We start from the raw sequence: 21,436 nt of genomic DNA, 5'->3' as shown, positions 1-21,436 counted from the left end.
CTCAGGCCAGCTCCGGCGTCAGACTGTGGTGCGGGATCCACCCCCCAAGGTGCTGCCGACGTCGACGGACAGCCGCCAACCCAATTTTCACGCCGGGGCAAGGCGTCACGCAGGGATACGCACACTGTGGTCAACTTAGCAACCTGATACGGGCAGATTGGGGCAGGCCTGTTGTGCATGACTTGTCCGCGTGAAGGTTCGAAGGAGATGAGAGGTGTCCTGGGGGCCAGGGCCATGGTGGCGGTGCAGCACCGAACCGCCACCCTCAGCGCCGGCTCAGAGTCGGCTCCCCGGTCGAGCCGCACTCAGGGTGCCTTGGTGCATGGCTGACTCTTCTCCAGCGCTGTGGTGTACCCGGAGATCAGGTTCTTCATTGCCGTCTCGTCTTCTCGTCCTGGCTCCAGGACCCTGATGAGCGTGCTGATGTCCTCAGTCACCACACCGGCTCCGCGGCATTTCACCAAGGAGACGGCAGCCCCGTCGGAGTACGCGATGCCGCCACCCTTCGCGGGCTTCGACTGCCCGATGGAGAGTCGACTCCGCAGGATGTTCCGTGCCGAATCGCCGGTGTCGATGCGCTCACTGTTGAGCGTCAAGATCATGTCATGGCCATCCACGTTGACCTTGCACAATACGGAGCCGTCGGCCAGGTTCCCCTCGCTGTCCACGGTGAGGTCCTTCCCGGAGGCAGGAAGGAGACGGGACAGAGCATCGGTCGGTACCGCCACCCCGCAAAGCGCCTTCGGGACGCTGAACTCCTGCGTCGGCTCGTCGGATGAGCAAGCTGTCCCCACGATCGCGGCAGCGAACAACGAGACGCCGCGCAGTGTGTACATCTTGCATCTCAATTTGCGTCACTCTCCGAATTCCACTGCGCACCGTCCGAGTGGCTGATGCCTGCTGCCGTACGGGCTGCGCGCTTGAGGTCGTCCGCCGTTTTCCAGTCGATTTCGTGGTTGTTGACGAGTGCGTGAGACACCGCGTCCTCCGCCGACCGAATGGCCTGCGAACGCCCGCTGGAGTACTCGCTCCCGGCTTCAGCCTCCGCCTCGGTCGTCGTGTCCTGCTGGATGCTCGTCATGATGGACTCCTGGATGTCCTCTGACGCCCATCCGATAACGGTGCCGGCGATCGGTACCCGCTGGCCGACGGTGTCGACTCCCATGCCGAGGATCCTGTCCACCCACTTCTGCTTCTCCGCCGCGGACTCGTTGAATTCGGCGTCCATGGCCGTGTGGTACTTGTAGATGGCGTCCGCGCGCGAGTCGCTCATGATGCCGGCCATAGCTGCGCCCGGTGCGACAGCGTCACGTACGCGTCCGTCCAGTGACGCACCCGATGCGCCGTCCGCGTTGATGACACGGTGCACCACATCTGCCGTGTACGCCTGTTGCGCGCTGGTGATGGCTGCGTAGGCGTCGGGGTCCTGGCCCACTTCGCCCAGGAATTGCTGCACATGGCCGGGATCGAGATTGGCGGCTGCGCCAAAAGTGGGGAACATGTCGCTCGACGAGCCTTCCTCGTACATGGCCCGCTGGAAGTCGCCCATGTACTCGGCAGTGATGTCGCCAAGGCTTCCCCGCATGCCGTAGAGAGGCCCGGTTGCATCATCGATGTCGCCGTTCTCGTTGCGCCGGATGAGTTCTGGGTGCTCCCCGAACTTGTCGACGATCTGACGTACCAGGTTGGCGCGTGCCTCGGTGTGCCGGATGGCATCACCGGTGTCGTCGCTGTCGTACGGCCGCCCGGTCGTCGCCGCCTCCAGCGCGTGACCAAACGCCTCGGGACCGAAGGCCAGCGCCTTCTTGGTCTTGTCCTCGTCGGCGAGAACGTTTGTGTCGTTCGTGTCGATCGTCCACTCGAAGTCCTCGTCGGTGAAGACATCGAGATACGAACCGAAGCCCGGCTCGCCGTCCTTCTTCACCGTGCCGTCCTCGTTGTACGCGGTCGGCGGTTGTGTGAAGAACTTCTCTGCGGCCTCAGGGCTGTGGCCCAGCGCCTCCAGGACGCTGTTGAGCGGGTCGTTGCCCGTACCGAGCTTGCCGGACGGGTTGAAACCGTAGATGTCCGGGCTGCCGGCTGGCTTGTTCGACAGGAAGCGGTACGGGTCCTCCTTGTGGAGCTGGGTGACGTGCTCCGCGATGGGCGTGAGGAAACGGGCGTCGTAGTTGCCGTAGCGGAGCAGGCCACCGAGGACCTGGTAGCCGTACGGCTTGCTCATCTGTCCCGGCTGCCAGCCGATCTCCTGGGTGCCGAGGCGTCGGAATTCGGCGTTCCAGCTGGCTGGCAGGTGATGCTTGTGGTCAGGGTCCGTGGCGTTGGCCAGGGTGTAGCCCATGACCTTCTGCAGGTCCTGAACCGCGTTGAGTCGCGTCTTCGTTGCCTCGGAGTCGGTGCCGTCGATCGACATCGCGGCGTAGAACTCCAGCGCCTTCTCCGGCCCGCCGAGTCCCTGGTAGAACTCGGTCGCGAACTCGCCGTCCTTCTCCGAAGAGTTGAACTGCAGGAGGCGATTGAGCTCGCGGAGTTCCGCGTCGGACATCTCGTCGCCCTTGCGGGCAAGCTCCAGCGCGCGCTCGACCTCAGCGTCGTTCAGGGACTCGTACTTACTGTGGCCGGCGTTGTGGGCGTCGTTGCCGTGGCTCTTGGCCAGGGCTCGAGCGACTGTGGAATCGATCTCGGCAGCGTGGGAGAGGACCCGCTTGATCCGGTTCTCCAGCTCCTGCTTGGCATTGAGCTGCTCTTGCGTGCGTTCATCCGTGTCTCCACGGATGTGCGGGAAGAAGCAGCGAACGTTGCCATCACCTAGGTCCTCGACGCGGACACCTAGTTTCGCCGCGTCCACTTCCACGGCCTGTTTGACCTGCTTCTGGAGTGCAGCGAGCTCCGCGTGCCCGTCCAAGAGAACCTGATAGATGCTGTTCGCCTCGCGATGGAGATCCGAGATTTCCTTCGTCGTCTTCGTGATGAATTCACGGGTCACTGTGGCGTTGACGCCGGCCCACTGAGCCGAGTCCGACTTGGACTGCATCCCCCTGCGGGCGTTCTCCGCCGCTGTTTTGAGACCGTCGACGGTCTTCTCCCAGTCCGCCACCGAGGTGGCGAGCTTGCCCAGATCGACCTCAACAAGGTCCGTCAATGTGAGAGCCACCGGAGGTTCTCCTACTTGAAGTACTCGTTGAGCTGCGACACGGGCATGGCGGAACCGTCCCGTCCGCGAACGACCGCCGCGATCTGGGCATCGTCCTCCGAGTGGCGCTTCTTGCTGTAGTCCAAGTGGTTGGAGATGTGTGCGCAGGCCTGGAGCACCGACTTGAGTTGGGACGTCCACACGCTGACGGTCGTCTCCAGAGCGCTGCCCGTCTGGAACCCATGGGACTTCAGCGTGGCCGCGGCCTGCATCGTCGAGCCGGCGCCGTCCTTGTTGGCTCCCGCCGCAGCGATGTCAGCTCCTTTGTTGAGCTCGTCGTAGAGGATGTAGGCGTCATGCCCGACGGCGCCCAGATCGTCCTGGCGCGCGACCAGGTCCCGACCGCTGCCTCCGCCCTCGGCAGGCAGCTGGTTGAGGCGCATCTGGGTCGAACGCCGCTCGGCAGCCTCGGATTTCAGATGCTCCCACTCGTCCCATGCCATGCGCAGGACCTTCCCCTATGACCGTTCTGGCTCGACTTTCTGGTGCCCCTGCCGCCCCTCGAGACGCTGAGGCGAGTGCCGAGCACGTTAGCAAGCGAGTGCGTACATCACTGGTGTTACAGCGGAGCCATTGATCACTTGCGGGTGGAGATCTTGCGAAGATCGCAAACGGGTTTGCGTGGGCGCCGCTGGTCGAGGTAGCGGAGAGGCGGAGACGGTGGGCTGCGGCGCAGGCGCCCGCGGCATACCAGGCCAATTCGTAGTGCTGGGCGCGGTCTTGTAACTGGGTTAACACACACCTCGGTTGGAGCGGATGCGTTGGGTGACTACAGTGGTACCTGCGATGTGAGGCTCGACTTGCTTTGCGATCGTAGGGGCGAGTGGTCGGTTGGCCTCAGCCCATCGGCGTACGGGGAAACGGGGAGGGAGCACCATGCTTCCGGCAGACATGGTGGGGGGCGTGTCCGCCGCCAGGGCGGCGGACCTTGAGGCCAGCGGTGAGGCGCTCAGTGACTTTGTGTCGCGGGTGGACGCGGTGCTTCGTGGCCTTGAGGAGTCGGCCGGCAACCCGTCGAAGGTCGGCGCACAGACGATCAAGGCGTCGTCCCTGAGTAACGGGCGGGCCGACGTCTTTCCGGAAGCCCACAGCCTGTACGCCCAGTACAACAGCGTGCACGAGCAGCTCACCACGTTGTCCAAGACGCTGCATCTGCAGATCGAGGCGATCGGCATCGCGGTCAAGGGCGCGTCCATCGGCTTCGACAACCTGGAAGAGGAACAGCGCCAGCGGTTCTGGGCGATCCAGTGGGAGATCGACCAAATCCAGGACAGGAAGAGCGGCCAGCACGCCGGCGAGGGCAAGTCCGGGATGGGGGCCTGACGATGACCGACGAGCAGCACAAGACAGACCTGGACCGCGTCTCCAACCAGAACTCCTTTGCCGACATCGCCCGGAATGTCGAGCACTCGCACGGCAACGGGTTGTTCACGCGGCTGGTGAGCGATCCTCTGCGAGCGGTGGTCGGGTCCACCAAACCGGGTAAGGCCGTCTTCGACAGTACAGACTTCGATGCGAAGAACCTCGACCTCAACGAGATGATCGACCTGGTCGAGCAGACGGACGCCGAGGACTTGGAATCGTCCGGCAAGGCCCTCTGGGATGCGCGCGACGCCATCAAGGAAGCAGCGGACGAGCTTGACGGCCGTATCAACAAGGTCCGTTGGACCGGACAGGCCGGCACGGCATTCCGCGAGTGGGGCGGTTCACTCGTCACGAGCACGCACGACCTGAGTGACTTTGCAGGCAAGGCGGGGGATCAGATCACCGCTGCTGCAGTGGGGCTCGCATCGGTGCGCAAAGCCATGCCAGCACGTGACCCGAACAACCGGAAGCGCCCTGAGAGCTTCACCGACGCCGAAAAGGCGGCGAACAAAGGAGATTACGACGCTGCCGTAAAGGTGGAGAAGGACCGCCAAGAGGCGATTAACCAGATGAATCGGTTGGCGTCGTACTACGCGGTGTCGAGTCAGCAGCTCGCGGCGCTGCAGGAGAAGCCTCCGACGTTTCGGCCGATGCCGGATGTCGGCGTGCCGGGCTCCAGAACGCCTGGTGCCGGAGGGTCTGGCGTAGGCGGTGGGACCGGAAGGGCGACTGCCACCGACCATCACGCGCCGGTTGAGTCGGAGGGGCGCTCCGGCGTTCAGGGCGTAAGCGATACGCCGACCCCTTCGTCGCCCGCCACGGGAGGGGTCACGTACCCCGACGACCCTGTCGGCACGACCATTGACAGCGTCGGTACTCTGCCACCGACCACGACCACCCCGGCCACCGGGCACACGCCGCCGGTCACCGGAACCCCACCCATGGTGGGCGGCCAGTCCGGCCCGTTCGACGACTACGGGCCTTCGATCCCGAACAAGGCCACCGGCAGGACTACCACGGGTGGAACGAGCGGTCTCCGCACCCCTGCTTCTACTCAGGGCCGCACCATGCCCGGCTTGACCAACTCCGCCACCGGGCGTACCACGGGGCCGGGTGGCACGAACCAGATGGGGCGTCCCACGGCGACGGGCCAGCCAGTTGCCAGGGGGAACGGCTCCGGTTCGAAGCCGTTCCCGATGGGACACTCGGGCGTCTCCGGGGGCACACCCCGCGCCGGCGGCACGACAGGACCGCGGGCGAGTGTCGGTCCGGCTACTGGAGCGGGCCGTGCGAACGGTGTGGTCGGGGGGCGGCCTACGACCACCAGTGGTGCCACGGCGAAGGGTGGGCCGAGGATTCCTCGTGGCACAGTGATCGGCACCGGTCCGACGGCCAATCCCCGGCCGTCGACCGGCCCTGGCCAGCGCGGTGTCTTCGGAGCTCCCCAAGCGGGCACACGGCCCGGTGCGGGTGCAGCCGGTGCTTCTCGTGGCGGCGCCACGGGAGGGGCGAAGCCTGTGACCGGAAGCCCGACGGGGCGTAACTCCTCTGCTCAATCAGAACGGAACGGCATGACCCGCGGGGGCGCGGGCCTTGTCCGTCGGTCTGGTGACAGAGACAAGCCCGACGACGAGAAAGACGCGCAGGGCACCTCGCGTCCCGACTACGCGGTCGAGGACCCGGAGACACACCTGCCCAACAAGCCCCGGCGCGATGTGCCGCCGGTCGTCAACTGAGCGCTAGCGAGGACTAACAACGCCATGAAGTCAGGGACGCTCCTCAAGACATGGTGCGGTAGGCGAGTGCGTACTGTGAGCGCAGTCGTCGGCGCTCTGGCTGTCGCAAGTGTGGGGCTGGCCCCGAATGCCTCCGCTGCTGACGCCCAGTCGCAGCAGTGGTACTTGGGACCGATGCAGACCGAGCAGATGTGGAAGGTCAGCACCGGCGAGGGCGTCAAGGTTGCCGTCATCGACAGCGGGGTGAATGCGAACACTCCCTCGCTGAAGGGGCAGGTTCTGGCCGACGAAGTCCCCAAGTCGGTCGCTTATCGCCCTACAGACGACTACTCCGGCCATGGGACGAGCATGGCGGAGCTGATTGCCGGTACGGGCGCAGAAGGCGGCCTTCAAGGGCTCGCCCCAGGAGCGAAAATCGTCCCGTACCGAGTGCAACTCGCTGATCTCGAGAGTGGGGTGGAGAGGGAGAAGACGCCCCTGGCCTGGCAAGCGCTGAGGGCGGCGGCGGACAGTGATGCCAAGATCATCAACATGTCTCTCGGGGGTCTGAGTTCCGAAGAGGACATGGCCGCCATCAATTACGCCGCGTCCAAGGGCAAACTGCTCGTCGCAGCCGTAGGTAACGACGGCATTCCCGATGCGCCGGCCCGCTATCCGTATGTGATCGGTGTTGCAGCGGTTGACTCCACTTACACGGTGTCGAAGTTCTCGGAGAAGTCGTCGCACGGCTTTGCTGACCTGGCGGCGCCTGGTCAAGAGCTCCCCGCCTGGTGCGACGAGACCTTCCGCTCGTACTGTGAGAACAAGGGTACGAGTCAGGCGACCGCCCTCGTCTCAGCCGCCGCCGCCCTGATCTGGTCCGCTCACCCCGACTGGACCGTCAACCAGGTGACCCGCGCCCTGATCGACACGGCCAGTCGTTCTTGGCCGAAGGACAAGCCGAGTAAATACGCGGGCTACGGGTTCATCCGCCCCCGCTTGGTCCTCGATAACCCGAACTACGACGCCGGCGCACCCGACGTCGACCCGCTGGCGAAGGTGAACGGCGGCGATGTGCTGGCCAAGGCAGGGGAAAGGGACGCGAACAATGCGGACAACGCGGGCAACTCCTCGTCCGCACCCTCCGCTTCTGCATCAGCCCCGTCACAGGCCCCGGAAAAGGGTTCGACCGGCGGCACCTCGGCGGCAGGATCAAGCGCGGAACCCGCTGACGACAACAACACCCTGTGGATCGCTCTGGGTGCCGCGGCCGCGGTGATTGTCATCGGTGGTGCCGGTGCGGCCGTCGTCCGGGCGCGGCGGGCGAGGTGACGTGCCCAGTCGCCTGAGCCAAGTGGTCGCACAGCCATGGACCACGGGGGACGGCCTCAACAGCGTGCTCGCCTCTTCGAGGCGATGACGCGGGACCAATCGACCAGAAAACAGACAGAGGAAGGGATGGCTGGTCATGGCTACGGACCAGAAGCTTGAAGATGCAGCAGTAGTCAAGCTGCAGAAGCAGATGTACGAGAAGTACGAGAACATCCGGAAGCGGGTGCATGGGCTTCAGGGCGTCATCGACGGCCTTGAGGGCCAGTGGCACGGTATCGGTCGTGCGGAGTTCGACCGGAAGCAGTACGAGATCAACGAGTCGCTGAAGAACATCGGCGTCATCCTCGGCGATGTCATGGAAGCCATGACCACGGCGCGCAACATCAAGGACAGCAAGGAAGACGAGGTGCGCGCGTCGGTCAACCGGATCAACGTCAACGACGGGGCTCCGACGGTTCAGCCCTCTGCTTTCAACTCGATGTGAGACGCGCGTGAACCGAGGACATCGGTTCACGACATCGGGCATCGGTAGTTCACCGCACATCACCGGCACACGCGAGCGAGACGAGGTAGGCAGACATGAGCCGTAACAATGACGGCCTTTCCGTCACTTATGACGGGCTGGACTTCGCGGCCACCACGATTGGTAACGAGGCGAAGCAGCTCGAGCAGGATCTGCAGGAGCTCCGGCAGATGGTCGAGAACAGCCGGCAGTACTGGGCGGGTCAGGCTCAGGGACAGTTCGGCGAGAAGCTGCGCCGCTGGGACAAGGAAGCCAACGACATCCACCAGGCCCTGATGGGCATCGGCCACGTCGTCGGCCAGTCCGGCGGTACCTACATGGAAGGCGACAAGAAGGCCGCCAGCTACTTCCTGTAGATCACGGTCAGTTCGCAGAGCAGTTCCGGGGTGGGCGTGCGCGGGAGACGCCCACCCCGTTGCGTTTCCGTCCGAGTCCGAGCGCCACCAATCCGTTGATCAACCTGGCAGCTTCATATCCGTACATCCGTGCCGTGCCGCAGATCGCTCCGCGAACGTCCGCAGGGCGGACAGGAGAAAGCTCTTCGTCGGTGCGGCGTACTCCGTGGCGTAGATTCTGTAGATTGCCCGCGCCTCACCGGGACACGCCGCGGTCGCCCACGCCCGGTCATGTGAGACACCGGAGTCTTCGTTCAGCGACCCCGGTTCATCCGTCGCTGACCGCAAGCGCTGTGCGTATGGACCGTATGAAGCACTCAAGTAGTACAGCGCCTCATCCTGCGCCTTCGACTCGCCCAGCACGCAGCTCTCCACCGGCGCCGTGCTCGACTCGTCGACCTCTGCCTCCTGCATCCAGTCGATCCATTGGGATTCCGGGATGCGGATGCCCTTGCAGGTACCTGTTTCCTGGCCCGGTCCGAACATCACCTTCGATGCCGACACCTTCGGGATGCGGCCGCCGAACTCCGCCTGGCACGACCAGCGTTCGGCCGCATTGCGGGCGGTTGCCGCGGCCAGTTCACCCATTGCGCGGGCTTCTGGCGGATTCTCGTGCGACTCGTCCCCGGTGATGGAGACGGCGACAGAGGCCGGCCTGTTGTCGCAGGGCAGTACGACGGCCGTGTTGCGCAGGTCGGTGAAGCCGTGCCAGCCGCCGCCGAGGGGTGCGGGCGGGTAGTCGGACGAGACCATCCTCAGCATGTCCAGAATGCCGGAGTCGTATTCCCACCCGATCGCGTCATCGGGGATCAGTCCGATGTTCACGGTCAGATCGGCGACCTCGCATACGTGGTAGGAGTCGTCGCCGTAACCTTCCCGCCGGTCCCCGGACAGGCCGACCTCCGTATTGAGGCTGGTGAAGACCGCGGACTCCTCGTACGGGATCAGGCCGTCACAGTACGTGGCCAGCTTGTCCTTGTATCGCCAGCCTTTGCCCGTGTCGCTCAGGCGGTACCAGCTGTAGGCCGCCGTGAGAACGATCGCCACCGGGATGACGACGAAGACGGCGGCCCGCCGCAGACGCTTCACCGCCCGTGGCCTTCCGGCACCAACCCCACCTGAACGAGCGGCTTCCCCCGCTTCCGGGACACGAACACCCCCCGCCCCGCAGGCATAGCCCGAGGCCGCACCCCACCCAGCAGGTCTCCCTCGCCCGGGTCGCCGGCGAGGACCACGCCCTGCGCTCCGAGTTCCTTCATGCGCTGCATGAACGGCTCGTAGCCGGCGCGGCCCGCGCCTGCTGTCGAGCGGGCGATGATGAAGCGCACGCCCACGTCCCGGGCGAACGGCAGCAGTTCCGTGAGGCCCGACAGGGGGTTGCCGCTCGACGTGGACACCAGGTCGTAGTCGTCGATGACGATGTAGACCGTCGGGCCGCTCCACCAGCTGCGGTCGCGCAGCTGTTCCGGTGTGACGTCCGCCGTCGGTGTGCGGCGTTGCATCAGGTCGGCGAGGGCGTCCATGTGGTGCTGCATCTGGTTGGACATGGGGATGTACTCCGCCAGATGCGAGTTCGGCGTCACGCCGAGCAGGGAGCGCCGGTTGTCGACCACGAACAGCTTGCAGTCGTTGCCGTCGTAGCGCTCGGTGAGGCGTTGGATGAGCAGCTTCAGCAGGTTGGACTTGCCGGACTCGCTCTCGCCGAAGACGAGGAAGAACGGGTCCTGGTCGAAGTCCACGAACACCGGCTCGAGGTTGTCCTCGTCGAGCGCGAAGGCGATGCCTCGGTTCGGGAAGCGGTTGCCGGGTGGGAGGTGGGACGCGGCGAACTCCCTCGGCAGCAGGCGCACTTCCGGGGCGCCCGGCTGCTGCCAGTGCCGGGAGACCTCGGCCGCGAGGGCCTGCGTCGCCTCGGCCAGGTCCGTGTCGGAGGACAGGCCGTCGATCCGCGGAACCGCCGCCATGAAGTGCTGCTTCTGCGGAGTCTGCCCGCGGCCCGGCACGCCGGTCGGCACATTGGCCGCGACCTTGCGGTCGAACTCGGAGTCCATGGGGTCGCCGAGCCTCAGCTCCAGGCGGTTCATCAGGTGGTCCTTGAGGTTGGAGCGGACCTCCATCGAGCGCGAGGCGGTGAGGATCACGTGGATGCCGTAACCGAGACCGCGCGCGGCGATGTCCACGACCACCGGCTCAAGGCCGTCGTAATCCGAACGGAAGTTGCCCCAGCCGTCGATGACGAGGAACACGTCGCCCCACGGCTGATCGGTCGTCGAGATATCGCCACGCGCGCGGCGGGTGCGGAACTCCGCGATCGACGAGATGCCCGCGGTGCGGAAGTACTCCTCGCGGCGGGTCATGATGCCGTACACCTCGGCGACCGTACGCCGGACCTTCTCCGGGTCCAGGCGCGAGGCCACCCCGCCCACATGCGGCAGGCCCGCCACGGCCGACAGGCCGCCACCGCCGAAGTCGAGCCCGTAGAACTGCACTTCCTGCGGGGTGTGCGTGAGCGCGAACGAGGCGACGATCGAGCGCAGCAGGGTCGACTTGCCGGACTGCGGGCCGCCGAGGATCTGCATGTGGCCGGCCGCGCCGCCGAAGTCGGTCCACAGGGGGTCGCGCCGCTGCTCGTACGGCTTGTCGACCAGGCCGACGGGGATGACCAGCCGGCCCGCGCCTTCGTAGCCGGGCTGGGTGAGGCCGCGGCCCGGCACCGCGGCCAGGCCGGGCAGCAGCGCGTCCAGCGACGGCGGGCTGTCCAGCGGGGGCAGCCACACCTGGTGGGCCGCCGGGCCCTGCGCCTCCAGCCGCCGCACGATGACGTCGAGCACGGTGTCGGCGAGCGCGTCGTCGGTCTGGTCCGGCTCCTCCTCCTGACGCTGCGGCGGCACGGCCACGTACTGCACCGGCACCTGGGCGGCCGTGAACAGCACGGGCCTGCGGTCCACCGGGAGCGGGCCGCCGAACGCCGCTGCCTGCTGGGAACTCGAGCGGTACACCCCGGAGACGTACGCCGCCTTGAAGCGGACCATTTCGTCCGTGCCGAACTTCAGGAAGCCGGAACCGGGGACGTTCGGCAGCTCGTACGCGTCCGGGACGCCGATCGCGGCGCGTGACTCGGCCGCCGAGAACGTCCGCAGACCGATCCGGTACGACAGGTAGGTCTCCAGGCCGCGCAGGCGCCCCTCCTCGAGGCGCTGTGAGGCGAGCAGCAGGTGCACGCCGAGCGAACGGCCGATGCGGCCGATCTGCACGAACATCTCGATGAAATCCGGCTTCGCCGTGAGCAGTTCGCTGAACTCGTCGATCACCAGGACGAGCGAGGGGATCGGCTGCAGCGGGGCACCGGCCGCGCGGGCCTTCTCGTAGGCGTGGATGTTGGCGTAGTTGCCCGCGTCGCGCAGCATCTCCTGGCGGCGGTTGAGCTCACCGCGGATCGAGTCGCCCATGCGGTCGACGAGGGTCAGGTCGTCGGCGAGGTTGGTGATGACCGCGGCGACGTGCGGCATCTGGGCCATGCCCGCGAAGGTCGCACCGCCCTTGAAGTCCGCGAGAACGAAGTTCAGGGTCTCGGAGGAGTGGGTCACGGCGAGACCGAGGACCAGAGTGCGCAGCAGCTCCGACTTGCCGGAACCGGTCGCACCGACGCACAGGCCGTGCGGGCCCATGCCCTCCTGCGCCGCCTCCTTGAGGTCGAGCATCACGGGCCGGCCGTCCTCACCGACACCGATCGGCACCCGCAGCCGCTCGGACTGCGAGCGTGGCCGCCAGGTGCGCCTGGGGTCGACGGCGGCCGCGTCACCGAGGTTGAGCAGATCCGTGAACTCCAGGTTGGCGAGCAGCGGTTCGTCGTCGTCCCCGCCCGACGCCATCCGCAGCGGCGCCAGCTGCCGGGCCAGGGCCTCGGCCGCCTCGTACGACAGGACGTCGGGCGTGCCCTCGTAGACCATGCCGTGGGCCGATTCCAGGCGCAGCTCGCGCGGGTGTACGACGACGGAGAGGTCGCCGCGTCCGGACGTGAGGTCGCCGGGCACCACCTCGAGGACCGTGACGCCCTGCAGGCCCTCCGGGCTGGCCAGCAGCGAGGTCGGCGGCAGCGAGACACCGTCGAGGACGACCACCACGTGCGGCTGCTCGGGAACCGGCGGCGCGGCCGGGTGGAAGCGCGGGCGGCCCTGGAGCCGGGCGTCCAGCAGCTCCTCCAGCTGGACCGGGTTGGTGGTGATCAGGCGCAGGCTGCCGGCGCCGTCCGCCTCGCCCCGCGCCTGAACGTGCGGCAGCCACTTGGCCCACTCCCACTCGGGCGCCGACTCGCGCGCGGTGGCAACGGCGATGACCAAGTCCTCAGGGGAGTGCAGCGAGGCGAGGGAGGCGGTCACCGCGCGCGCGGAGCCGCGTACGGTGACCGGCTCGCCGCTGATCGACACGTGGTAGAAGGCGCGCAGCGAGACCGCCATCGGCAGGTCCTCGAGGGTGCTGTGCGTGGCCACGAAGCGCTGCATGGCGCCCGCCGTGAGCGGCTCCAGCTGGTCCACCGGCGCGCTCTGCGGCGGGATCAGGGGAGTGGCCAGGGCCTGCGCCCCGAGGCCCACGCGTACCTGCCCGAAGTCCTCGTCACCGGCGCGGCGTTCCCACACGCGGCTGCCTTCGGCGACCAGCGCCCACAGTTGCTCCGGTGAAGGGTGCAGGTAGTACTGGGCGTCGCGCTGGGCCTTGGCGGTCTTCTGGGCGTCACGGCGGGTCTGCGACAGATACCGGAGGTAGTCGCGGCGGATGTCGGCCAACTGGCCCTGGTTGCCCCGCCGGTAGCGGATCAGCATCGCGACGCCCATGGCGATCGTCGAGGCGATCATCACCATGCCCATGATCTTCATGAAGGGCTGGGCCTGGGGGTTGAAGAAGAACACCACGGACCCGCCCATGCCGAGCATCGGCAGGAGCTGCATCAGGGCGCCTTCCTGCTGCCCGCGCGGGAGTTCCGGCGGTGGCTGCAGCACGACCTCTTCCGTGGGCACTCCCTTCGGAAGTGCCCGCGGGGGGCGCTTGACGACGACGTGGCTCACTTCGCACCAATTCCCTTGCCGGAACGATCCGTTCCGTCCGCCGCCCCGTGTCCGGCGAACGTCGATCGCGCAGCGCGATCCTACTGACACCCACTGACAACGGCGGGCGGTAGGGTGCCCGTGAGACGTGTGAGCAGGTGCGAATCGGCCCGGGAAAACCGGGCAATCCGCAACGTTCGACACGAGTGCTCCCCGCCTGATCCCGGGCAACGCGGCGCATGTGACCGGCGGCGCGGGCGGCGGGGCGCAACGTACACGGGATCTTTACAGGCGGTCGTACGCTCGGCGCCGCGACCGCCGTCACCACCGACGAGGGGGAACAGCAGGTGAGCATGACGGCCTCCGCGCCGGCCGGCGCGACCGGCGGAGCGGGCACCGGTGCCCTTTCCGGGACGGGAACCGGGTTCGGGTTCTGCCGGGTCACCATCGTGGCGCCCGACAGCCGCATCGACGTGGCGCTGCCCGACGACGTACCGGTCGCCGACCTCTACCCGGAGATCCTTCGGCTCTCCCGGCAGAGCCCCGCCGAGGGTGCCCCGGTCGGCTACCACCTTGTACGCCGTGACGGCACCGTTCTCGACGGTTCCCGCTCCTTCGCCGCCCAACGCATCCTCGACGGCGAGCTGCTGACGCTGCGTCCGTTCGCCGAGTCGCTGCCGCCCGCGGTCTTCGACGACGTCTCCGAGGCCGTCGCCTCCGCCGTCACGCAGGACCGCACGCTGTGGAGCGGCGTGCTCACCCGCGCCGCCGGCCTGGTCGCGGGCGGGATCCTGCCCGGGCTGCTCGCCTTCGTGGTCTGGAGCTCCCAGATCCGTCATGACATGCACAGCCTCCAGGGCATCCTTGCCGCCGTCACCGGTGTCCTGCTGACCACCATCGCGTGCGTCCGCGCGCGGGTGTACGACGACCGGGGGTCGGCGATCGCCCTGGGGCTCGGCGCCCTGCCGAACATCGCCGTGGCGGGCTCCGGACTGCTGCCGCTGTCGGAGGGGCAGGGCATCGGACGGCTGCAGTTCCTGCTCGCGTGCGCGGCGGTGCTCGTCGCCTCCGTCGTCCTCACGCTGGTGTCGCCGGGCGGTGACGGCCCCTTCGTGGCGTTCGTGTTCGCCGCCACGATCGGTCTGCTCACCACGTTCGTCGCGATCCTCACGGATCTGAAGCCCATCGAGACGGCCGCCGTCTGCGCCCCGCTCGCGGTCTGCGCCCTCGCCTTCCTGCCCGGCCTGTCCATGCGCTTCGCGCGGCTGCCCATCGGCTTCGAACCGCCCAACCCCGCACGCGGCTACACGACGGAGGAGACCGCTGCGCAGGAGCCCGTCGACGCCGAGCGCATCGCCGCCCAGGCCCGCCGCGGCCACGAACTCCTCGTCGGCCTCGTCGGCGGGTGCGCGCTCGTCACGGTCGGCGCCTCGATCGTCCTCGGCTTCTCCAGCAACGTGTGGGCGCAGCTCCTCGCCCTGGCCACGGGCGTCGCCATGCTGATGCGGGCCCACCTGTTCCGCTACACCGCGCAGGTCGGCGCCACGCTCGCCGCCGGTCTCGCCGCCCTCGTCTTCCTCGGCCTCGGGCTCGCCCTGAACCCGCCCGTGGAGTACTGGCGCGACGCCCTCCAGGGCGACACCGCCGGCCTCGACATCCGCACGGTCTGGCTCGCCGCCGCCATCGCCGGGGCCACCGCCCTGGTGACCGCGATCGGCCTGATCACCCCGCGCAGCGGTGTCACCCCCTTCTGGGGGCGCTTCATGGAGATCGCCGAGACCTTCGTCCTGCTGACCCTGGTCCCCCTGGCGCTCGCCGTGTTCGACGTGTACGCGTCCGCCCGGTCCATGGCCGGCAACTGAAGCCGGCAGTGGGGGCGGCACACGCGCGTGCCGCCCCTACTTTCGTTTCACTCCGAGGCAAGCCCGCCATTGTGCGGCGCCGGCTCCAGGTCGAACTCCCCGTCCCGCGCGCCCAGTACGAACGCCCGCCACTCCGCCTCCGTGTACCGCAGCACGGTGTCGGGGTCGAGGGACGAGCGCATGGCCACCGCGCCGCCGGGGAGGTAGGCGATCTCGACGCGCTCCTCGTGCTCCTCCGTGCCCGGCGCGCTGTGCCACTCGACGTCCGAGATGTCGAGCGCGTAGAGCTCGTCCCGCTCCCGCTCCTTGCGCGCCTTCATCTCCGCTTCCGTCTCCGCCATGCCGAAGCGACCCCTTCCCGACGTACGAACGATCCGATCACTCACCCTAGTGGCCGAGGCCGGGCCGGCCGGGCGGTTCGGGGAGCGGGGGACAGGCGGTCACCAGCTGCTGGTACCCTGAGTGACGGCCGTTTGTGTACGCACCCCCGGAGCGCCGCTCTGGAGGCCGCGCCCAGCGGATCCCCGCCTCCCGAGTAACGGAAGCTCCCCCGCGATGAAGACCGGGGGCACTCGGTGGCCACTCACAGACTATGAGGAGTACGCGTGTCGCTCGACGCCGCTACGAAGAAGCAGATCATCTCCGAGTTCGGTACCAAGGAGGGTGACACCGGCTCCCCCGAGGTCCAGGTCGCTCTGCTGTCCCGTCGGATCTCCGACCTGACGGAGCACCTCAAGACCCACAAGCACGACCACCACTCCCGCCGTGGTCTGCTGATCCTGGTCGGTCAGCGCCGCCGGCTGCTGCAGTACCTCGCCAAGAAGGACATCCAGCGCTTCCGTGCGCTGGTCGACCGCCTCGGCATCCGCCGCGGTGCGGCGGGCGCCAAGTAAGACGCCGTGAAGGGAGCGGTTCCCACTGTTGAGGGGGCCGCTCCCTTTGCCGTACGTGCGGAAACGTGCGCAGTGTCACTGCCCCTTTGTAGTGTGGTAGCACAACGCAAGACGTACGACACAGCGTGATGCCGCGTACCAACAGGGGTACGGCGGGATCACAAGACGAACGAGGAGAAGCGCACCTCGCCGCCGCCGGTCCTCGGTAGTGGCCCCCGGGGGGAAGCGAGCCCCGGGTGCTTCGATCGAAGACCGGCCCGCACCAGACGGCGCGCTTCTCCGCCACCGTCCCCCCGCCATCACGGGCGAGGAGGGACGAAGACGAGGAGAAAACACTAGTGGAGAACGAGACCCACTACGCCGAGGCCGTCATCGACAACGGCGCCTTCGGCACCCGCACCATCCGCTTCGAGACGGGCCGCCTGGCCAAGCAGGCCGCCGGTTCCGCCGTGGCGTACCTGGACGACGACACCATGGTGCTGTCGGCCACCACCGCCTCCAAGCAGCCCAAGGACCAGCTCGACTTCTTCCCGCTGACGGTCGACGTCGAAGAGCGGATGTACGCGGCCGGGAAGATCCCCGGTTCCTTCTTCCGCCGTGAGGGCCGGCCCTCCGAGGACGCGATCCTCACCTGCCGCCTCATCGACCGCCCGCTGCGCCCGTCGTTCAAGAAGGGCCTGCGGAACGAGATCCAGGTCGTCGCGACCATCATGGCGCTCAACCCCGACCACCTGTACGACGTCGTGGCGATCAACGCCGCCTCCGCGTCCACGCAGCTGGCCGGTCTGCCCTTCTCCGGCCCGATCGGCGGCGTCCGCGTCGCGCTGATCCGCGGCCAGTGGGTGGCCTTCCCAACGCACACCGAGCTCGAGGACGCCGTCTTCGACATGGTCGTCGCGGGCCGCACCCTGGAGGACGGCGACGTCGCGATCATGATGGTCGAGGCCGAGGCCACCGACAAGACCATCAAGCTGGTCGAGGGCGGCGCCGAGGCGCCGACCGAGGAGATCGTCGCCGCTGGTCTGGACGCTGCGAAGCCGTTCATCAAGGTCCTGTGCAAGGCCCAGGCCGACCTCGCCGCGAAGGCCGCCAAGCCGACCGCCGAGTTCCCGATCTTCCTCGACTACCAGGACGACATCCTGGAGGCGCTGACCGCAGCCGTCCGCCCGGAGCTTGCCTCCGCGCTGACCATCGCGGGCAAGCAGGAGCGCGAGAGCGAGCTCGACCGCGTCAAGGCGCTCGCCGCCGAGAAGCTGCTGCCGGAGTTCGAGGGCCGCGAGAAGGAGATCTCCGCCGCGTACCGGTCGCTGACCAAGCAGCTGGTCCGTGAGCGCGTGATCAAGGAGAAGAAGCGCATCGACGGCCGCGGTGTCACCGACATCCGCACGCTGGCCGCCGAAGTCGAGGCCATCCCGCGGGTGCACGGTTCCGCGCTGTTCGAGCGTGGCGAGACCCAGATCCTGGGCGTCACCACCCTCAACATGCTCCGCATGGAGCAGCAGCTGGACACCCTCTCCCCGGTGACCCGCAAGCGCTACATGCACAACTACAACTTCCCGCCGTACTCCACCGGCGAGACCGGCCGCGTCGGCTCCCCCAAGCGCCGCGAGATCGGCCACGGCGCCCTCGCCGAGCGTGCGCTCGTGCCGGTGCTGCCGACGCGCGAGGAGTTCCCGTACGCGATCCGTCAGGTGTCCGAGGCCCTCGGCTCCAACGGTTCGACGTCCATGGGTTCGGTCTGCGCCTCCACCATGTCGCTGCTGAACGCCGGTGTGCCGCTGAAGGCCCCGGTCGCCGGTATCGCCATGGGCCTGATCTCCCAGGAGATCGACGGCGAGACGCACTACGTCACCCTCACCGACATCCTCGGTGCGGAGGACGCCTTCGGTGACATGGACTTCAAGGTCGCCGGCACCAAGGAGTTCGTGACCGCCCTCCAGCTCGACACCAAGCTGGACGGCATCCCGGCCTCCGTGCTCGCCGCCGCCCTGAAGCAGGCCCGCGACGCCCGTCTCCACATCCTCGACGTGATGATGGAGGCCATCGACCGGCCCGACGAGATGTCCCCGAACGCGCCGCGGATCATCACCGTGAAGATCCCGGTCGACAAGATCGGTGAGGTCATCGGCCCCAAGGGCAAGATGATCAACCAGATCCAGGAGGACACGGGCGCCGAGATCACCATCGAGGACGACGGCACGATCTACATCGGTGCCGCCGACGGCCCGTCCGCCGAGGCCGCCCGCACCACGATCAACGGCATCGCCAACCCGACGATGCCCGAGGTCGGCGAGCGCTACCTCGGTACGGTCGTGAAGACGACCACCTTCGGTGCCTTCGTCTCCCTGCTCCCGGGCAAGGACGGCCTGCTCCACATCTCGCAGATCCGCAAGCTGGCCGGCGGCAAGCGCGTGGAGAACGTCGAGGACGTGCTCGGTGTGGGCCACAAGGTCCAGGTCGAGATCGCCGAGATCGACTCCCGTGGCAAGCTCTCCCTCATCCCCGTGATCGAGGGCGAGGAAGCTGCCGAGGACAAGAAGGACGACGCCGACCAGTGACGTCCCGTAGCTCCAAGGCGACGGCCCGCACCTCTTCGGAGGCGCGGGCCGTCGCCCGTACCCAAACCCTCATCAAGGGCACGAACGGCATCGGCACCGTCCGCAAGACCACCCTCCCCGGGGGCCTGCGCGTCGTCACCGAGACCCTGCCCTCCGTGCGCTCCGCCACGTTCGGCATCTGGGCGCACGTCGGCTCCCGCGACGAGACCCGGTCCCTGAACGGCGCCACGCACTACCTGGAGCACCTGCTCTTCAAGGGCACGCAGAGAAGAAGCGCCCTGGACATCTCCTCCGCCCTCGACGCCGTCGGCGGCGAGATGAACGCGTTCACGGCGAAGGAGTACACGTGCTACTACGCGCGCGTCCTCGACGCCGACCTGCCGCTCGCCATAGACGTCGTCTGCGACATGCTCACCGGCTCGCTGATCCTCGAGGAGGACGTCAACATCGAGCGCGGCGCCATCCTCGAAGAGATCGCGATGACCGAGGACGACCCGGGCGACTGCGTGCACGACCTGTTCGCGCACACCATGTTCGGCGACAACCCCCTCGGCCGCCCGGTCCTGGGCACGGTCGACACGGTCAACGCCCTCACCGCCGACCGCATCCGCCGCTTCTACAAGAAGCACTACGACCCGACCCACCTCGTGGTCGCCTGCGCCGGCAACATCGACCACAACAAGGTCGTACGCCAGGTCCGCGCTGCCTTCGAGAAGGCCGGCGCCCTCACGGACCCCGACGCCACGCCCCTCGCCCCGCGCGACGGCCGTCGCGCCATCCGCACCGCCGGCCGCGTCGAGCTGCTCGGCCGCAAGACCGAGCAGGCCCATGTCGTGCTCGGCATGCCCGGCCTGGCCCGCACCGACGAGCGCCGCTGGGCCCTGGGCGTGCTGAACACCGCGCTCGGCGGCGGCATGTCGTCCCGCCTCTTCCAGGAGGTCCGCGAGAAGCGCGGCCTGGCCTACAGCGTGTACTCGTACACCTCCGGCTTCGCCGACTGCGGCCTGTTCGGCGTGTACGCGGGCTGCCGGCCCTCGCAGGTCCACGACGTGCTGAAGATCTGCCGCGACGAACTCGACCACGTCGCCGAACACGGCCTGCCCGAGGACGAGATCGACCGCGCCATCGGCCAGCTCCGCGGCTCCACGGTCCTCGGCATGGAGGACACCGGCGCGCTGATGAACCGCATCGGCAAGAGCGAGGTGTGCTGGGGCGAGCAGATGTCCGTCGACGACATGCTGGCCCGGATAGCCTCGGTCACCCCGGACGACGTCCGCTCGGTCGCCCGCGAGATTCTGGGACAGCGGCCCTCCCTGTCGGTCATCGGCCCGCTGAAGGACAAACAGGCGTCCCGGCTGCACGAGGCCGTCGCCTGACCCCCCGTATCCGGTAAGGAAGCAAGATCATGAGCAAGCTGCGCGTGGCGGTCCTCGGTGCCAAGGGCCGGATCGGTTCGGAGGCGGTACGAGCCGTCGAGGCCGCCGAGGACATGGAGCTGGTCGCCGCCCTCGGCCGGGGCGACAAGCTGGAGACGCTGGCCGAGACCGGCGCCCAGGTGGCCGTCGAGCTGACCACCCCCGCCTCGGTGATGGGCAACCTCGACTTCTGCGTACGGCATGGCATCCACGCCGTCGTCGGTACGACCGGCTGGACCGACGAGCGCCTCGCGCAGCTCAGGGGCTGGCTGGCCCAGTCCCCGGAGACCGGCGTGCTGATCGCGCCGAACTTCTCCATCGGGGCCGTGCTCACCATGAAGTTCGCGCAGATCGCTGCACCCTGGTTCGAGTCCGTCGAGGTCGTCGAGCTGCACCACCCGAACAAGGTCGACGCCCCCAGCGGCACCGCCACCCGCACCGCCCAGCTCATCGCCGAGGCCCGCCGTGCCGCCGGCACCGCCCCGGCACCGGACGCCACCGTCACGGCCCTGGACGGCGCGCGCGGCGCCGACGTCGACGGCGTGCCCGTGCACGCCGTCCGCCTGCGCGGTCTGCTCGCACACCAGGAGGTGCTGCTCGGCGGCGAGGGCGAGACCCTCACCATCCGGCACGACTCCCTGCACCACAGCAGCTTCATGCCGGGCATCCTGCTGGGCGCGCGCCGCGTGGTGACCACTCCGGGCCTGACCTTCGGCCTGGAAAACTTCCTGGACCTGAGCTGACGCGAGCCATGCGAGCCAAGCTGTCCTACGCCCTCACGGCCGCCGTCCTGGTCTTCTACTTCGTCCTGGTCGGCAGCCGCGGGGTGCTGCTCATCAAGACCGGCACGTTCCTCACCGTCACCTTCGGTGTCGCGGTGCTGATCCTGCCGGTGATCGGCCTGTGGTTCCTGTGGAAGAACACCCAGTTCGTCCGCAGGGCCAACCAGCTCGCCGCCGAACTAGACGCCGAGGGCGGCCTGCCCGTCGACGAGCTGAAGCGCATGCCCAGCGGCCGTATCGACCGCGACTCGGCCGACGAGGTCTTCGCCCGGCGCAAGGCCGAGACGGAGGCGGCGCCGGACGACTGGCGTGCCTGGTTCCGCCTCGCCGTCGCCTACCACGACGCCCGCGACACCCCACGCGC

At 68.0% G+C, this 21,436-nt stretch carries 17 protein-coding genes; 11 read left to right on the top strand and 6 right to left on the bottom strand.

The annotated features are described in order from the left end of the window. Positions 1 to 305 precede the first annotated feature (305 nt). From ACTWQJ_RS21140 to ACTWQJ_RS21130, 3 genes are all read right to left on the bottom strand, one after another. Positions 306 to 668: a hypothetical protein gene (locus tag ACTWQJ_RS21140; protein WP_443308176.1), complete on the bottom strand. Its 363-nt coding sequence runs from the start codon at positions 666 to 668 to the stop codon at positions 306 to 308. A 176-nt stretch (positions 669 to 844) separates the two neighbouring features. Continuing rightward, positions 845 to 2,983, bottom strand: coding sequence for a hypothetical protein (locus tag ACTWQJ_RS21135; protein ID WP_443308175.1), 2,139 nt, complete (start codon positions 2,981 to 2,983; stop codon positions 845 to 847). A gap of 179 nt (positions 2,984 to 3,162) precedes the next feature. Then, entirely contained in the window at positions 3,163 to 3,633 is a 471-nt protein-coding gene (locus ACTWQJ_RS21130) for a hypothetical protein (RefSeq protein WP_443308174.1), read from the bottom strand. A 433-nt stretch (positions 3,634 to 4,066) separates the two neighbouring features. On the opposite strand from ACTWQJ_RS21130, the gene ACTWQJ_RS21125 reads away from it, so the two are divergent. The 5 genes from ACTWQJ_RS21125 to ACTWQJ_RS21105 all read left to right on the top strand — a co-directional run bounded on the left by ACTWQJ_RS21125 (position 4,067) and on the right by ACTWQJ_RS21105 (position 8,481). Then, positions 4,067 to 4,513 (top strand): hypothetical protein, encoded by a 447-nt coding sequence (locus ACTWQJ_RS21125; protein WP_385790069.1) that lies wholly within the window; start codon positions 4,067 to 4,069, stop codon positions 4,511 to 4,513. A gap of 2 nt (positions 4,514 to 4,515) precedes the next feature. Further along, positions 4,516 to 6,291 carry a WXG100 family type VII secretion target gene (locus ACTWQJ_RS21120; RefSeq protein ID WP_443308173.1) on the top strand — a complete coding sequence of 592 codons (1,776 nt, stop codon included), beginning with the start codon at positions 4,516 to 4,518 and terminating at the stop codon, positions 6,289 to 6,291. Between the two features lie 66 nt (positions 6,292 to 6,357). Continuing rightward, the gene (locus ACTWQJ_RS21115) at positions 6,358 to 7,602 is read left to right on the top strand and encodes a S8 family serine peptidase (RefSeq protein ID WP_443308172.1); all 1,245 of its coding nucleotides are present in this window, start codon (positions 6,358 to 6,360) and stop codon (positions 7,600 to 7,602) included. A 136-nt stretch (positions 7,603 to 7,738) separates the two neighbouring features. Next, positions 7,739 to 8,086 carry a hypothetical protein gene (locus tag ACTWQJ_RS21110; protein ID WP_385272480.1) on the top strand — a complete coding sequence of 116 codons (348 nt, stop codon included), beginning with the start codon at positions 7,739 to 7,741 and terminating at the stop codon, positions 8,084 to 8,086. Positions 8,087 to 8,181: 95 nt separating this feature from the next. After that, positions 8,182 to 8,481 (top strand): WXG100 family type VII secretion target, encoded by a 300-nt coding sequence (locus ACTWQJ_RS21105; RefSeq protein WP_224733539.1) that lies wholly within the window; start codon positions 8,182 to 8,184, stop codon positions 8,479 to 8,481. 99 nt (positions 8,482 to 8,580) lie between these two features. On the opposite strand, the gene ACTWQJ_RS21100 is transcribed toward ACTWQJ_RS21105, so the two are convergent. Both ACTWQJ_RS21100 and eccCa read right to left on the bottom strand, forming a co-directional pair. Then, on the bottom strand, positions 8,581 to 9,609 hold the full coding sequence (locus tag ACTWQJ_RS21100; RefSeq protein ID WP_443308171.1) for a hypothetical protein: 1,029 nt from the start codon (positions 9,607 to 9,609) through the stop codon (positions 8,581 to 8,583). Further along, complete coding sequence (gene eccCa, locus ACTWQJ_RS21095) at positions 9,606 to 13,583, bottom strand: type VII secretion protein EccCa (protein WP_443308170.1); 3,978 nt, start codon at positions 13,581 to 13,583, stop codon at positions 9,606 to 9,608. The genes ACTWQJ_RS21100 and eccCa overlap by 4 nt, the downstream gene beginning before the upstream one ends. A 332-nt stretch (positions 13,584 to 13,915) precedes the next feature. Between eccCa and eccD the strand changes: the two genes are divergently transcribed. After that, positions 13,916 to 15,424 carry a type VII secretion integral membrane protein EccD gene (gene eccD / locus ACTWQJ_RS21090; RefSeq protein WP_443308169.1) on the top strand — a complete coding sequence of 503 codons (1,509 nt, stop codon included), beginning with the start codon at positions 13,916 to 13,918 and terminating at the stop codon, positions 15,422 to 15,424. Between the two features lie 47 nt (positions 15,425 to 15,471). Here eccD and ACTWQJ_RS21085 read toward each other — a convergent pair whose 3' ends face one another. Further along, a complete protein-coding gene (locus ACTWQJ_RS21085) occupies positions 15,472 to 15,765 on the bottom strand; it encodes a DUF397 domain-containing protein (RefSeq protein ID WP_224733280.1) in 294 nt (97 codons plus the stop codon). A 264-nt stretch (positions 15,766 to 16,029) separates the two neighbouring features. On the opposite strand from ACTWQJ_RS21085, the gene rpsO reads away from it, so the two are divergent. The 5 genes from rpsO to ACTWQJ_RS21060 all read left to right on the top strand — a co-directional run. Next, on the top strand, positions 16,030 to 16,317 hold the full coding sequence (gene rpsO / locus ACTWQJ_RS21080; protein WP_004982702.1) for a 30S ribosomal protein S15: 288 nt from the start codon (positions 16,030 to 16,032) through the stop codon (positions 16,315 to 16,317). A gap of 338 nt (positions 16,318 to 16,655) precedes the next feature. Beyond that, a complete protein-coding gene (locus tag ACTWQJ_RS21075; RefSeq protein WP_443308168.1) occupies positions 16,656 to 18,875 on the top strand; it encodes a polyribonucleotide nucleotidyltransferase in 2,220 nt (739 codons plus the stop codon). After that, entirely contained in the window at positions 18,872 to 20,251 is a 1,380-nt protein-coding gene (locus tag ACTWQJ_RS21070) for a M16 family metallopeptidase (RefSeq protein ID WP_385517208.1), read from the top strand. Before ACTWQJ_RS21075 ends, ACTWQJ_RS21070 begins: the two co-directional genes overlap by 4 nt. 29 nt (positions 20,252 to 20,280) lie before the next feature. After that, complete coding sequence (gene dapB / locus ACTWQJ_RS21065; protein WP_129801134.1) at positions 20,281 to 21,033, top strand: 4-hydroxy-tetrahydrodipicolinate reductase; 753 nt, start codon at positions 20,281 to 20,283, stop codon at positions 21,031 to 21,033. A gap of 8 nt (positions 21,034 to 21,041) precedes the next feature. After that, positions 21,042 to 21,436: hypothetical protein (locus tag ACTWQJ_RS21060; RefSeq protein WP_443308167.1), on the top strand; the 395-nt coding region annotated here is incomplete at its 3' end.

Source organism: Streptomyces sp. KR55 (assembly GCF_052245645.1).
Lineage (GTDB): Bacteria > Actinomycetota > Actinomycetes > Streptomycetales > Streptomycetaceae > Streptomyces > Streptomyces flavusporus.
Note: the sequence above shows the minus strand (reverse complement) of the source record. Positions and strands in the feature narration are given on the sequence as shown.

Coding starts and splice junctions, on each gene's coding strand:
- ACTWQJ_RS21125 (WP_385790069.1), top strand. CDS start 4,067: ATGCTTCCGGCAGACATGGTGGGGGGCGTGTCCGCCGCCAGGGCGGCG.
- dapB (WP_129801134.1), top strand. CDS start 20,281: ATGAGCAAGCTGCGCGTGGCGGTCCTCGGTGCCAAGGGCCGGATCGGT.
- ACTWQJ_RS21085 (WP_224733280.1), bottom strand. CDS start 15,765: ATGGCGGAGACGGAAGCGGAGATGAAGGCGCGCAAGGAGCGGGAGCGG.
- ACTWQJ_RS21105 (WP_224733539.1), top strand. CDS start 8,182: ATGAGCCGTAACAATGACGGCCTTTCCGTCACTTATGACGGGCTGGAC.
- eccD (WP_443308169.1), top strand. CDS start 13,916: ATGACGGCCTCCGCGCCGGCCGGCGCGACCGGCGGAGCGGGCACCGGT.
- ACTWQJ_RS21130 (WP_443308174.1), bottom strand. CDS start 3,633: ATGGCATGGGACGAGTGGGAGCATCTGAAATCCGAGGCTGCCGAGCGG.
- ACTWQJ_RS21120 (WP_443308173.1), top strand. CDS start 4,516: ATGACCGACGAGCAGCACAAGACAGACCTGGACCGCGTCTCCAACCAG.
- ACTWQJ_RS21110 (WP_385272480.1), top strand. CDS start 7,739: ATGGCTACGGACCAGAAGCTTGAAGATGCAGCAGTAGTCAAGCTGCAG.